This is a genomic window from Streptomyces siamensis, from assembly GCF_039543605.1.
Taxonomy (GTDB): domain Bacteria; phylum Actinomycetota; class Actinomycetes; order Streptomycetales; family Streptomycetaceae; genus Streptomyces; species Streptomyces siamensis.
In genome coordinates this window covers 324,825-337,898 of sequence record NZ_BAABKB010000010.1, presented here as the reverse complement: position 1 = coordinate 337,898, position 13,074 = coordinate 324,825, and the positions used below count along the sequence as shown (strand labels likewise).

General features: G+C 71.5%; 8 protein-coding genes and 1 pseudogene. 4 read left to right on the top strand and 5 right to left on the bottom strand.

The window, feature by feature from the left end; all coding sequences use genetic code 11:
• On the bottom strand, window positions 1–1,170 hold a 1,170-nt coding region (locus ABEB03_RS17935; protein WP_425589261.1), incomplete at its 3' end, for a 2-oxoacid:acceptor oxidoreductase family protein.
• A 355-nt stretch (window positions 1,171–1,525) separates the two neighbouring features.
• On the opposite strand from ABEB03_RS17935, the gene ABEB03_RS17930 reads away from it, so the two are divergent.
• Both ABEB03_RS17930 and ABEB03_RS17925 read left to right on the top strand, forming a co-directional pair.
• Entirely contained in the window at window positions 1,526–2,071 is a 546-nt protein-coding gene (locus tag ABEB03_RS17930) for a TetR family transcriptional regulator (RefSeq protein ID WP_345649499.1), read from the top strand.
• A 375-nt stretch (window positions 2,072–2,446) separates the two neighbouring features.
• Window positions 2,447–4,060, top strand: coding sequence for a serine/threonine-protein kinase (locus ABEB03_RS17925; RefSeq protein WP_345649496.1), 1,614 nt, complete (start codon window positions 2,447–2,449; stop codon window positions 4,058–4,060).
• A 263-nt stretch (window positions 4,061–4,323) separates the two neighbouring features.
• Here the strand turns inward: ABEB03_RS17925 and ABEB03_RS17920 are convergent, their stop codons facing one another.
• Window positions 4,324–4,809, bottom strand: coding sequence for a hypothetical protein (locus tag ABEB03_RS17920; protein WP_345649493.1), 486 nt, complete (start codon window positions 4,807–4,809; stop codon window positions 4,324–4,326).
• 320 nt (window positions 4,810–5,129) lie between these two features.
• Here ABEB03_RS17920 and ABEB03_RS17915 point away from each other — a divergent pair, with 320 nt between their 5' ends.
• Both ABEB03_RS17915 and ABEB03_RS45355 read left to right on the top strand, forming a co-directional pair.
• A complete protein-coding gene (locus tag ABEB03_RS17915) occupies window positions 5,130–6,878 on the top strand; it encodes an MFS transporter (protein WP_345649490.1) in 1,749 nt (582 codons plus the stop codon).
• Between the two features lie 401 nt (window positions 6,879–7,279).
• On the top strand, window positions 7,280–8,272 hold the full coding sequence (locus ABEB03_RS45355; RefSeq protein ID WP_425589257.1) for a DMT family protein: 993 nt from the start codon (window positions 7,280–7,282) through the stop codon (window positions 8,270–8,272).
• Here ABEB03_RS45355 and ABEB03_RS17910 read toward each other — a convergent pair.
• The 3 genes and pseudogenes from ABEB03_RS17910 to ABEB03_RS17900 form a co-directional block, all read right to left on the bottom strand.
• Window positions 8,216–8,869 (bottom strand): annotated as a pseudogene (locus ABEB03_RS17910) (TetR/AcrR family transcriptional regulator); the annotation flags it as partial. The gene ABEB03_RS45355 and the pseudogene ABEB03_RS17910 sit on opposite strands and share 57 nt — an antisense overlap.
• Before the next feature lie 229 nt (window positions 8,870–9,098).
• Window positions 9,099–11,348, bottom strand: coding sequence for a hypothetical protein (locus tag ABEB03_RS17905; RefSeq protein WP_345649484.1), 2,250 nt, complete (start codon window positions 11,346–11,348; stop codon window positions 9,099–9,101).
• Window positions 11,349–11,362: 14 nt separating this feature from the next.
• Window positions 11,363–13,030, bottom strand: coding sequence for an NAD(P)/FAD-dependent oxidoreductase (locus ABEB03_RS17900; RefSeq protein ID WP_345649481.1), 1,668 nt, complete (start codon window positions 13,028–13,030; stop codon window positions 11,363–11,365).
• Window positions 13,031–13,074: the final 44 nt, after the last annotated feature.

Genomic DNA, 13,074 nt, shown 5'->3' with positions numbered 1-13,074 from the left:
CTTGGTGGGCAGGCCGGTGGAGGGGCCGCCGCGCTGGATGTCGACGACCAGCAGCGGCAGTTCGAGCGACACCGCCAGACCGACAGCCTCGGCCTTGAGGGTGACGCCGGGGCCGGAGGTGGTCGTGACGGCGAGTGAACCCCCGAATGCCGCGCCCAGGGCCGCGCCGACGGCGGCGATCTCGTCCTCGGCCTGGAAGGTGCGGACGCCGAAGTTCTTGTGCTTGCTCAGCTCGTGCAGGATGTCGGAGGCCGGGGTGATCGGGTACGAGCCGAGGTACAGCGGCAGGTCGGCCTGCTGGGAGGCTGCGACGAGGCCGTACGAGAGTGCCAGGTTCCCGGAGATGTTCCGGTAGGTGCCGGCGGGGAAGGCCTCTGCCGCGGGGGCGACTTCGTAGGAGACGGCGAAGCTCTCGGTGGTCTCGCCGAAGTTCCAGCCGGCTCGGAAGGCGGCGATGTTCGCGGCGGCGATGTCCGGCTTCTTCGCGAACTTGTTCCGCAGGAACTTCTCGGTCCCCTCGGTCGGCCGGTGGTACATCCACGACAGCAGACCCAGCGCGAACATGTTCTTGCAGCGGTCGGCGTCCTTGCGGGCCAGGCCGAAGTCGGCGAGCGCCTCCACGGTGAGGGTGTTGAGGGGTACGGGATGGACGCGGTAGCCGTCCAGGGAGCCGTCCTCCAGCGGGCTGTTCGCGTAGCCGACCTTCGTCATCGCCCGCTTGGTGAACTCGTCCGTGTTGACGATGATCTCCGCGCCGCGCGGCACGTCCCCGATGTTCGCCTTCAGGGCGGCCGGATTCATCGCGACCAGCACGTTCGGCGCGTCACCCGGCGTGAGGATGTCGTGGTCCGCGAAATGCAACTGGAAGCTCGACACGCCCGGCAGGGTGCCTGCGGGCGCGCGGATCTCCGCGGGGAAGTTGGGCAGCGTCGCCAGGTCATTGCCGAAGGACGCCGTCTGAGAGGTGAACAGATCACCCGTGAGCTGCATGCCGTCGCCCGAGTCACCCGAGAACCGGATGATCACCCGGTCGAGCCGGTCCGTCTGTTTCGTCACCTGCAAGTGCCTCTCCCTGGGGCGGAGTGCGCGTGCGCGGGCATGCGCACCCGCAGAGCCGTCGCACTGAACGAGGGTTGGGCGCCCGCTGCGAGCGTAGGGGGATCGCCGAATAATTTCAATGGGCGTTGAATTGAGCGCGGCGGGGCGCGGAGGAGGTCTGGTGGCGCGCACTCGGCGCGTGTTCCGGGTATCGATCACCAGTGCTGGTAACGTCACAAACGCCCACGCCCGTAAGGGTGTTGGGGTACGTCTCGGATGTCGTGAAAGCTTTGACCCAAGAAGTCACTGTGTGTAGACTTCATGGCTGGATGAATTGATGTGGAGGGTGGCGTCACGCTGCCCCGTCGCCGCGAAAGCACCCGTGTGGAGACCGGGCGGGAGGCACGTCCTTCGGGGGAACTCGTGATCGAGAGGAAGTGCCGCCTTGGCCGAAACCAGAGGCGCAGCCGGGAGTCGTCGGGCCATCATGCGGTCCGCCGCGGATCTCTTCGCCGAACTCGGCTACCGCAACACCTCGCTCCGCGCGGTGGCCGCGGACGCCGGCTGTGATCCGGCGCTGATCGGCCACTACTTCACCTCCAAGGAGGCGCTGTACGACGCCGTCGTCGCGGAGACGGTCAGGCCGGCCGAGATCTTCCGCGAGGCGATGACGCGACGCGATCCGGGTACGGCCGAGTGGCTCCTGCGGCACGCGGTGACCGACTGGGGCGACCCTGTCCAGCGGCGGCGCATCCTCGGTGTGCTGCGCTCCGCGCTCGACCTGCCCGCGGCCCGGGAACGGATGAGCCAGTCCCTGGTCCCGGAAGGGGTCGGGGGAGCGGACGAGATCAGGCTGGCGCTGATCAGCAGTCTGCTCGTCGGTGTCATGACGTCACGTCACATGGGTCTCCTGCCTCCCGAGTTGAGTGCCGAGGGCGACTCCTCGGAACTCGTGCGTGTGCTCGCCCCGGCGGTGGCCGCGTTTCTGACGGCGGATCCGGCGGGGGCGGTTCCTGCTCCGGCCGGGGACTGAGGAGCGTCGCGGGCCGCGGCCGTCGTTGCCCCTCACGGGCTTACGGGCTCACGGGCTTACGGGCTCACGGGCTGACCGGCTCACGGGCTGACCGGCTGACCCGCTCGCGGGGTCACCGGCTCACCCGTCTCCGGCTCTCCCGCCCGGCGGCTCGGCGGCCCGGCGGCTTCGGGACGACGGTGCCGCCTTCGTCGGCGGCCTCTCGTATGTGGTGCCGCGGCGCGGCACCCTGGTCGAGTCGGAGGACCCGTAAGAAGCCGCACCCTGTTGGCACCACGTGACCCGGCTCCGAACAGGTTTCACGGGGCACTTAGGCTCCTGCTGTTGGTCAACTCATCGCAGCGAGGGGCCAGGGGAGCGGGGGGACGAGGGCCGATGGACAACGCCACCGAGGTGTTCCAGCCACTTCGGGCGGACGATCCGGCCCTGGTGGCCGGGTACCGCCTCGCCGCCCGGCTCGGCGTGGGTGGCATGGGCCGGGTCTACCTGTCCCACACGCAGGGCGGGCGACCGGTGGCGATCAAGGTGGTGCGCCCGGAGCTGGCCGACGACCCGGACTTCCGCCGGCGGTTCCGCCGGGAGATCAAGGCGGCGCGGCGGGTCCGGGGCGCGTACACCGCCGAGCTGATCGACGCCGACGCGGAAGGCGTACCGCCCTGGCTGGCCACGCTGTACGTGCCCGGGCCCTCCCTGGCGGAGGCCGTGGCGCGGCGCGGACCGCTGCCGGTGCCCGCCGTGCTGTGGCTGATGGCGGGGATCGCCGAGGCGCTTCAGGCCATCCACGGTGCCGGCATCGTGCACCGGGACCTGAAGCCCTCCAACGTGCTGCTGGCCGCCGACGGGCCGCGTGTGATCGACTTCGGCATCTCGCTGGCCTCCGACGCCACGTCGCACACCGTCACGGGCACCGCCATCGGCACCCCGTCGTTCATGGCGCCCGAGCAGGCGTCCGCGGGGGAGGTCACCGCGGCGAGCGACGTCTTCGCGCTCGGCCAGACGGCGGCGTTCGCGGCACTGGGCGAGCCGCTGTACGGGGACGGACCCGCCGTCAACGTGCTCTACCGGATCGTGCATTCGGAACCCGACCTGTCCCTCCTTCCCGAGCAGCTGCGTCCGCTCGTCGCCCGGTGTCTGGCGGCCGATCCGGAGGAGCGGGTGACCCCGGCGGAGGTCGTCGCCTGGTGCCGGCAGCGGCTGGGCCCGGACGCCGACAGGGGCGCGGGGCCGTCCGTGTGGCGGGAGGTCGCCGGGCCGGAGGTGACGGTACCCCCTCCGGTCCCCGACCCCACCCCGGTGCACACGCTGCCGTTGCTCGCCGGCCCGCAGTCGGCCGGAACGGACGTCCGGCGGTTCCGCCGCCGGCGCACCGCACTGGTCACGGGCGCCGTCGTCACGGCGGGCGCGCTGCTGCTGGCGGGCCTGGTCGGCCTGGCGTGGACGGTGATGGACGTGAAGGACCGGCTCGGCCATCGGAACGCGGCCGGACCCTCGGCGTCCGGTCCGGCGGCGTCCGCACGCTCGTCGGCGTCCTCACCCGCATCCGTGGCGACCTCGGGAGCGGACGGCCGGGCAGCCGGAGCCGCGCACCCCTCCCAGAGCGCGTCCGCGCCGCCGCGGGCCGTCCCGTACCCCCTCCAGTGGCTGGACGAGAAGAACTCGCTGGACATCGAGGAACCGGTCGAGCGGAAGGACCGCAAGGGGGACGTCCGCTTCGTCTGCGGCGACTCCTGCGCGCTGGAGAGTGACAGCAGCGTGATCGCGATGGTGTACGGCGAGCCGGGGGCCACCCTCGATTCGTGCCGTCTCACGCTCAAGGGCGCCGACAGTCACCGTCTGCCGCTCGCCGCGGTGGCGGCCGGCAGCGAGATCTGCGTCAAGCACCCTTCCGGGGACATCGCGCTGCTGGTGATCCAGGTGAAGTCGACCGCGCTGCCGGAGAGCGGGTCCAGCTTCCTGACCGCGGACATGACGGTCTGGCGGGCGGCCTGAAGGCGGGCGTGCCGGAATGCGTCGCCGCTGAACTGTCCCGGCCCGCCGACGCGGACGACGAAGGCCGGGTGCTGCTCCTCGGTGCCGACCGCGATCACCCGGCCCGGAACGCGCCCGGCGCCGGGCCGCGTTCGCCGCACACGCCTTCGCTCCGCGCGCGCCGGCGGACGACGGGACGATGCCGGACGGGGTGATCGGCGCGGACGGCCGCGCGTGCCTGATCGAGGCCGTGGAAGCGTCGCGAGCCCTCTCCTGAAGTCCACTCAGGTGTCGGCTCCCTGGTCGTCCGCAGGCCGGGGCGCCCGCGGACCGTCCATGGTGGTCCCGTCGGGCCCACGCCCGAACGCCGCGGCGAGCACGGCGGGGAGATCCGCCTCCGGGACCGCCGCGCGCACCTCTGCCAGGACCTGAGGGAAGCGGTCGTCGTCGACGACGCCCATGTGCTCCTGGCGTAGTTGGTGGATGGCCTCGACGAGTTCGGGGCGCGGCCGCATCCAGGCGCGGGACGTGCGGATCTCCTCCTCGACCTGGTCCATGAACCAGCGCATCACCTCGAACGGCACGTCCAGGTGCCGCCCGGGGTCGAAGCAGACCGTCGGCTCCCGTGCCGGGTCCTCGTCGGGAACGATCGCGGTCACCAGGGCTCGTCGCTCGCCGACGAGCTCCCGCTCCGGGTACCAGGCGTCATCGGGCACGGAGTGCGGCACGGTGATCGCACAGGGCGCGCCGCCGGGGTGCCGGACAGACATGACCGCATGCTGTCACGCCGGTCCGGCCACAGGTGCCGGGCGGTTCGGCAGGTGTTGACCCGGCGACGGCACGGGAGCGCGAGGAGGCCGGACTCGGCCGCCCGTCGCTGATCCGGAACGCACGTGCGCACAGCCGCTCCTGACTGTCCCGCAGCAGTACCCGCACGTCAACGAGACGCACATGAACGGCCGTTGCGGCGGTGGACGCTGTCCGGAACACGGCCATCGACCTTGCGGATTGGAATTCAGTACTCGTAGACTTCATTGGAGAATGAATAACTCGGGGTGCTGTCAGCGGACGGCGTACCCAAGGAGGGAACATGGAATCGATTGACGCGGGCGTGAAGGCGGCGGCCCCGCCCGGCACTTCGCCCGTCCCGGGATCCCCGGCCAACCCCGCACGCTGGGTGATCCTCGCCGTCACGCTGTCCGCCATCTTCATGCAGATGCTGGACACCACGATCACGATGGTCGCCCTGCCCTCGCTGCAGAGCGACCTCGGCTCGACGTTCGCCGAGATCCAACTGGTCGTCGCCGTCTACTCGCTCGCCTTCGCGTGCGTCCTGGTGACCGGTGGCCGGCTCGGCGACATCTACGGGCGCCGCAAGATCTTCCTCATCGGCATGCTCGGTTTCACCCTCGCCTCGGCGTTGTGCGGCGCGGCCCCCAGCTCGACCTTCCTGATCGTGTCCCGGGTGCTCCAGGGCATGTGCTCGGGCCTGATGTTCCCTCAGGTGCTGTCGATCATCCAGGTCACGTTCTCGGCCAAGGAGCGCCCCAAGGCGCTCGCGATGTACGGCGCTTCGGTGGGACTCGGCACAGTGCTCGGTCCGGTGCTCGGCGGCTGGCTGATCGAGCTGAACATCATGGACACCGACTGGCGGGCCATCTTCTACGTCAACCTGCCGGTCGGCCTGATCGCCCTGCTCCTCGGCCTCGCCAAGATCCCGGAGTCCTCGGGCGGCGGTGCCCGGCGGCTCGACGTCACCGGCGCGATCATCCTCAGCGCCGGACTCTTCAGCCTGATCCTGCCGCTGGTCATCGGCCGTGAACACGACTGGCCCGGCTGGAGCCTGGTGCTCCTCGTGCTGAGTCCGCTCGTGCTCGCCGAGTTCTTCGTGTACGAGAACAAGCTGTCGAAGCTGGCCGACAGGTCACCGCTGGTGCCGAGCGGGCTGTTCAAGGAGCGCTCGTTCACGGTCGGCCTCGTGATCAGTGTGGTGTTCTTCGCCGGCATCCCGTCGTTCTTCATGGTCTTCTTCATGAGCCTGCAGATCGGCTTCGGCTACACCCCGATCTCCGCGGGACTGGTCAGCCTCGGCTTCGCCGCGCTCATCGCGGTGGGTTCGGCCCGTTCGGCAGCCGTCGTGAAGCGGCTCGGCACGAAGACCCTCGCGGTCGGCACCGGCCTGCTGCTCGTCGGCATGTCGGGTGTGATCGGCACCCTGCACTGGGCCGGATCGGACCTGCACGGCTACCAGTTGGTCCCGTCGCTGATGGTCGCCGGCCTCGGTGGCGGCTTCTTCCTCGCCCCCTGCACCGGAATCATCCTGGCCGGCATCCGCTCCCGCGAGGCCGGTTCGGCGTCCGGCATGCTCGCCACCGTGCAGCAGGTCGGCATCGCCATCGGCATCGCCGTCGCCGGCATCCTCTTCTACGGACTGCTCGGCTCGAACGCCGACGGCGCCAGCCGGACCGCGCTGCCCGAACTGCGCTCCGATCTCGCCGCGGCCGGACTCTCCGAGGCGCAGCAGACGCAGGTCACCACCGGATTCCGGACCTGCTTCCACGACAAGATGAACCAGAAGGACCTGACCGCCACACCGGCGAGCTGCGCGCGCATCGAGAAGCAGATGGCGAGCGCGCCGGTGCCGGCGCGGACCAAGGCGCAGGTGCAGGCCGCGGTGCTCGGCAAGGCCGTGCCGGAGGCGCGCAAGTCCAACTTCGGCGACAGCTTCGAACAGGTGGTGTTCTGGCAGATCGGCTGCTTCGGCCTGTCCTGCCTGCTCGTCCTCGCCCTTCCGAAGATCCGTCCCGAGGACGTCCAGGACGTGCCCGGGGGAGCCTGACCCGGCCCGGTGCGGAGCGGCACGCCGCCGGCGGCGGTCGCGACGGGCACACGCCCGTCGCGACCGGGCGGGCGGCGCCGTCGTGCGCGGCCCCTCGCCGCCGACCCTTCCCACCTCCCACTCCGTTGCTCGTTCTCCCGTTCCCCGTTGCCCGTTCCCCGTGCTCCCGTTCGTTCCGGCCCTGTGCCGGTCCGCCCTCCAGCACCCGCGCCCGCGCGGTGAAAGGACAGCAGCGATCGAGTCGCGTCTCCCAATTGGCGGTCGAGTCGTCGCGGGGCTCCGGGCGGCCAAGTCCTTTGAGCCGTCGAACCGGCGCAACCGTGACAGCCATACCCAGAACCCCTGGGCTCTCCGATCTTACGAATGACCAGAGCAACCACCCTTGAAAGGTAGGACGAACCGTGTTGTCGGTCCTCGCGCTCGGCGCCGCCTCGGCGCTGGCGTACGCCGGTGCGGCCGTCGCACAACGGGCGGTGGCCACCACGGCGACCGGACACGGGCGCCGCGCCGCCCTGCGCGGAGCGACCTGGTGGGTGTCCCTGACACTCAACCTGCTGGGCGCGGCGCTGCACACGGCGGCACTGCGCTTCGGTTCGCTGGTGGCCGTGCAGATGCTCGGTGTGCTCACCCTGGTCGCGGCGCCCCTGCTGTCCGCGCCGGCGCGCCGGCGCCGTACCACCGCGGCCCAGTGCTCCGGCATCGCCTGCGCCGTCGCCGGTGTCGCCGGACTGCTCTTCCTGACCCGGTCCGCACAGGCGAGCCGGACACTGACCGCGGCGCAGACGGCCGGCGTCCTGGGCCTGACCGTCGCCGTGCTCGGAATCGCCGTCGTGGCGGCTGCCACCGCCCGGCGCGGCATCACCACCAGCCTCTGGTACGCGGTGGCCGCGGGGGTGGCGTTCGGCGCGGCCTCGGCGCTCACCCAGACGGCGGTCCTGGAACTGACCCGGGACGGCGCCCTGCGGCTGCCGCCCTCCGCCGCCGCGCTCGCGGCCGGCGTGGCCTGCCTGGCCGTCGCGGGCCTCACGCTGTCCCAACTCGCCTACCGGGGAGGCCTGGAGGCGCCACTGGCCACCCTCACGCTGGTCAACCCCGGTTTCGCCGTGGTCGTCGGGGTCCTGGTCCTGGGGGACCGCTACCCCGGTGGCCTTCCCGCGGCGCTGGCGGGATGTGCCGCGGCGGCCGCCGCCGCACGGGGCGTCCTCGTCCTCGCGCGCACGCACACCGAGGCCGCCGCCAGGGGGCGGCTAGCCCTCCGAGAGCCGGTCGAAGTGCACGTCCACGGCGGGCGCGAACCACTCGACGAGCTCCTCGAGGTCGAGCGAGGCGAGCGGCTCCATCCGCAGGACGTACCGCAGCATCACCAGGCCGGCGAGCTGCGCGGACACCAGTGACGCCAGTGCCTGGGTGCGGTCGCTCCGCTCGGGGACGATCCGCCGCACACAGGCCGCGAAACCCTCCTCGATGCGGTCACGGAACGCCTTCGAGGTCGACTCGTCCGACAGCCCGGTGCGATAGATCGCGACCAGCGCGGGCCGCGTCGACTCGTCCTCCCAGTACGACAGGAACGTACGCACGATCCGCTCGCCGCGGCGCTCCAGGACCGGCTCGGCGTCGTCGTCCGTCAGCGGGTCGAAGAGGGCCGACACATCGAGGCGGGACTGGACGGCGTCCTGGAACACGCCTTCCTTGTTGCTGAAGAAGTGGTGGATGAGGGCCGGGTCGACCTGTGCCTGCTGTGCGATGCCACGCATCGTGGTGCCCGAATAGCCCTTCTCGGCGAAGAGGGCGAGCGCGGCCGACAGGATCTGCTCCTTGGTGCTGCTCTGCCCCGGACGCCGGCCTCCGCCGCGTGCGGACGACCGCCTGCCACGGGCTGCGTCGCCCGGCTGTGCGTTCGCCTGCGTGGCACAGGGGATCCCGTTTCCGGCGCTCACCAGTCCCCCTTCGGGTATTAATTCATGCGTGTAGGAAATCGACGATATCAGCATCCCACATGGGAAGACTCCCCGGTAGGGAGCATTCCGGCAGGACGCGGCGGTGTCGAGCCCGAATCGCGCGACCGCGCGCGGGCTGGCCGGATCCGATCAGCGGCGGTTCCTTTTCGCGCTCCGCGGCCCTCGCGCGACAAGGAACCGCCGTCCCGGGCCCGTTCGGGCGAGCCTTTGCGGGACGGCGGTTCGTGTGCCCGAATTCCTTCGATCTCCCCGAAGCGTCCGCCTACCGCTCCACGTCGGGCAGTACGGTGGCCCCCCGGGTGAGGACCCGGTGGACCATGTACGGTGCCCGGCGTTTCGCCCACAGCAGGACCTTGACCCGCTTCAGCGGGGTGAAGTTGTAGTAGCGGTCGGTGGGATCACCGAAGGCGAACAGCGGCGGCACGAAGGACGCCCTGCGCAACTGGCCGAAAATCCGCTCGGCCGCGACACCGGGGGCCAGCCGGTTGTCGGCCACCTGCCGTGCCAGCCGGTCCATGTCGTCGAACAGGGCGACGAAGCCCGGGTAGACCGGGAACCACAGCCCCGCGCCGCGGTACCGCTCCAGCTCCCGCCACCGGTCGGCCCGTCCGGGCGCGGCCAGGGCGTCGTTGCGGGCCCGCTTGAGGGAGAGGGCGGCGAACATGGAGTGCAGCAGCCAGACCCGGCAGAAGGCGTTCCAGAGCCGGAAGTCGGTGGTCGCGGTGAGTGCCGTACGCAGCAGCCGGTCGCCGTGTTCGATCAGCGCGTCCTGGAAGGACTCCAGGGGCCGGAAGCGCTCCACCGACCAGTCACCGCTGTCCGCCGCCGCGATGAGATGCGCGGCGGCCTCGTGGACCAGTTCCGCGGTCAGGGTGACGTCCCGGGACAACGTGAAGTCGCAGCGCACGGCGGAACGGTCGAGGACCACGAAACCGTCGCCGGCGGCCGTGTTGGCGCCGTACTGCCACGGCTCGGAACCGGTCCACGGACGCACCGCCGTGGCCTTCGCGAACTGCCATTCCAGATCCGGGAACTGACGTATCAGCTGCTGGAAGTCCTCCTCGGCGGACGCCGACCGCTGCGGCCACAGCTTGGCGTCGAGACTGACCGCCACGCTGGTCAGACCGGTCTCGCCGGTACGGTCGTCACCGAACGGGACGAGCTGGATCCAGCCGCCCGGGAAGACCACCTGCGTGGTGCCGCCCGTCCAGGGCGTGCCGCCCTCGCCGGGGTCCACCCGCCGCTCCAGCGGACGCACCCCCCGCAGGTGCGCGGTGAGGACCCGTGAGGAATGGCGCAGCGGACGCAGGGCCGGGTCGGGTCCGAGGCGGCGCAGCATCGGCGCGTCGGGACCGGACATGTCGACCACGAACGCCGCCCCGACCTCGCTTCCGTCGGCCAGTTCGATCGTGAAGTCGCCTGCCTCACCCCGTACTTCGGTGAAGACCGGGCGGCCTTGAGGAACCTTCGCGCCGTGTCCCGCCGCGAGGCGGTGCACCCAGGCCTCGACGTCGGGCCGGTACAGGTGCGACTCGCCGTGCTCGCTGGGGACGTTGAACTGCACCACCTGGTGCGGCCGTACGGGAGCGCCGGGGCGCGCGTACACGAAGCCGATGCTCGACTTGACCCCGGAGGTCCTGCGCACCTCCGCAGGCAGCTGCCCGAAGTGACCGAGGGCGGACAGCTCGGGCACGTCGTAGCGACGTGCGAGCAGTTCGAAGACCTCGGCGGTGTAGGGGACGGTCGTCTCGCCCGCCGGGGTCGTCGCGTCGTGCGGCGAGTCCACCAGCACCACGTCGATCCCGGCGCGGGCCAGGATCGCGGCGAGCATGCCGCCGCCGAGGTGCGCGCCGAGCACGGCCACGGTGTGCCGCGTCCGGCCGCCGGGGCGTGCGGGGCCGGGCCGCGGCGCCGGGCGGGCCGAGGCGTCGGCACCCGCGGGCGTGCCGGCGGCGACAGGCTGTGCGGCACCGGTCGGTGCGCTCGCGCCGACGGGCCGTGCGGACCGGGCCGACGCGTCCGCCGTCCCGACCGTGGGGCCGGAGACCGGCGCGTCACCGCCCGTGCGGCCGAGCGCTGTTGCGTCACCGCCCGCGGGGACGGGGGCCGTTGCGTCACCCCCCTTGCGGCCGGAGGCCGTCGCTTCAGCGCCCCTGCGGACGGAGTCCGGCGCGTCACCGCCCGTGCGGACGGCGCTTGTTGCGTCACCGCCCGTGCGGGTGCCGGTGGTCGACCCGCTGTCCGGGGCGCCGGCGGCCGGCGCCGTGCCGGTCTTCGAGTGGGGGGCGGCCGGCGCCGTGCCGGTCCTTGTCCGGGCGGCGGCCGTCGCCGGCGTGCCCGCCAGGGGGCCGGCCCCGCCCGCCCGGCTCGACGGCTCCGCGCCGGTCGTCGGCTCGTAGGGCAGCGCCGATTCGGCCGCTCCCACCGCCTCGGCGCCCTCCGCCCAGCTCTGGTCCGGCGGCCGGGCCGGGCCCGCCGGGGACGGTCGCTGCGTGCGTTCTTCCTTGGGCATGCGCCGGTCCTTCCTCATGAGTGCCTGCGCAGCCGGGAGCGCAGGAATCCGCCGAGTGCGCCGGCCACCACGGGGCCGGTGTCCGCGGCCGCGGAGCCGCGCCGGGCCCAGTGCATGGTGCGGATCATGCGGGCCGGATTGGGGTTGTAGAACCGGTTCGCCGGGTCGTGCAGACCGAACGGCGGCGGCGCGTAGCCGTCGTCCTGCAACAGGTCGAACAGCTCGCCGGTGGCCCGGTCCGGGGTCATCAGACCGGCCTCGACGTCCCGGCAGGCCCCCCACGCGGCATCGGTGATCTTGTTGAAGCCGACACTCGCGGGGAACAGCGCCCCCGGGTGCGGCTGTGCCTCCAACTCCCGCCAGATCATGGGGTCCTTGGAACGCTGGAAGCGTACGAGCGCGTCCTGCGCGTTGAGCGTGCCGAGCACCGTGCCGAGCGCCCACATACGAAACGTGGCGTTCCACATCCCGTAGTCCCGGAACGACGTGAACGAGGAGGCGACCACCTCGTCGTGGGCACGCACCAGACCCTGCTGGAGCGTCTCGATGTGCCCGAACCGTTCGGCGGAGAAGTCGTCGTCCTTCGCCGCCTCGATCAGCCGCCAGGCCAGCGAGTTGACCACGTCGGTGGTGTTCGTCAGTCCGCGCGAGTACAACGCGTCCACGAATCCCGCGGCGTGCGAGGTCAGACAGAAGCGGTCGCCGACGACCTGGTGCGAGGAGTACTGCAGACGTCCGGTGGACACCCACGGGCGGGCGGCCTTGGCGTGCCTGAACTGCGGGGCGATGTCCGGGAACCGCTCCAGGAACTGCGCGAACTCCTGCTCGGCCGGCAGATCCGTCTTCGGGTGCTTGCGCGGGTCCAGCGTCAGACCGACACTGCACAGCCGGTTGGTGGCGCCGCGGTGGTTGTCGAACGGGATGACCCACACCCAGCCGCCGTCGAAGACATGGTGCAGGGTGCCCTGGTGCCACGGACTCGGGTTGTCGTGCGCCCGGCCGGCCGGACAGTCGTCGTACGGACGCACCCCGATCATGTGCGTGAAGAGGGTGCGCGAGTGCGTGCGCTGCTGCGGCACCTCGTCGCGCAGCCCGAACTTCCGTGCCAGCGGCGAGTTGTGGCCGCCCGCGTCGACGACGTAGCGGGCGCGGATCGAGGGTCCGCCGTCCACGGCGAGCGTGACGCCCGAGCCGTCCACCTCGACCTCGGACACCCGGGTGCCGAGCCGCGGCACCGCGCCGTGGCGCACGGCCACGTTGAACATGTACGAGTCGACGTCCTGACGGAACATGTGGGACTCGGTGGACAGCGCCACCGGGATCACGAACTGGTTGATCTCGTTGGCGACCTGCTTCTCGCCCTCGCGGTGGTAGACGAAGCCGAAGTTCCGCTTCTGGCCGGAGTTCGAGGACACCTTGGAGCGCATCGTCGAGAAGTGGCTCAGATGCGCGATCTCCGGCACTCCGTAGCGGGCGGCGAGGATGCGCAGCATCACGGACGTGTACGGGATCGTGGACTCGCCCACCGCGAAGCGCGGGTGGGTGCCGGCGTCGATCAGGACCGTCTTCACCCCGTTGCGGCTCAGGATGGCAGCGAGGATGGAGCCGGCGATTCCGGCGCCCAGGATGGCGACGTCGTGGACGGCCTTGTCGGGCGAGTCGGACGCGGGCAGCGGTTGCATGATGCTCGTTCCTCCAGAGGTCGGGGCGGAGTGGTGGTACGGGA

What these genes read in the sequence shown, in the direction of transcription:
- ABEB03_RS17930 (WP_345649499.1), top strand. Translation starts at nt 1,526, where the DNA reads ATGCGGTCCGCCGCGGATCTCTTCGCCGAACTCGGCTACCGCAACACC.
- ABEB03_RS17925 (WP_345649496.1), top strand. Translation starts at nt 2,447, where the DNA reads ATGGACAACGCCACCGAGGTGTTCCAGCCACTTCGGGCGGACGATCCG.
- ABEB03_RS17920 (WP_345649493.1), bottom strand. Translation starts at nt 4,809, where the DNA reads ATGTCTGTCCGGCACCCCGGCGGCGCGCCCTGTGCGATCACCGTGCCG.
- ABEB03_RS17915 (WP_345649490.1), top strand. Translation starts at nt 5,130, where the DNA reads ATGGAATCGATTGACGCGGGCGTGAAGGCGGCGGCCCCGCCCGGCACT.
- ABEB03_RS17905 (WP_345649484.1), bottom strand. Translation starts at nt 11,348, where the DNA reads ATGCCCAAGGAAGAACGCACGCAGCGACCGTCCCCGGCGGGCCCGGCC.
- ABEB03_RS17900 (WP_345649481.1), bottom strand. Translation starts at nt 13,030, where the DNA reads ATGCAACCGCTGCCCGCGTCCGACTCGCCCGACAAGGCCGTCCACGAC.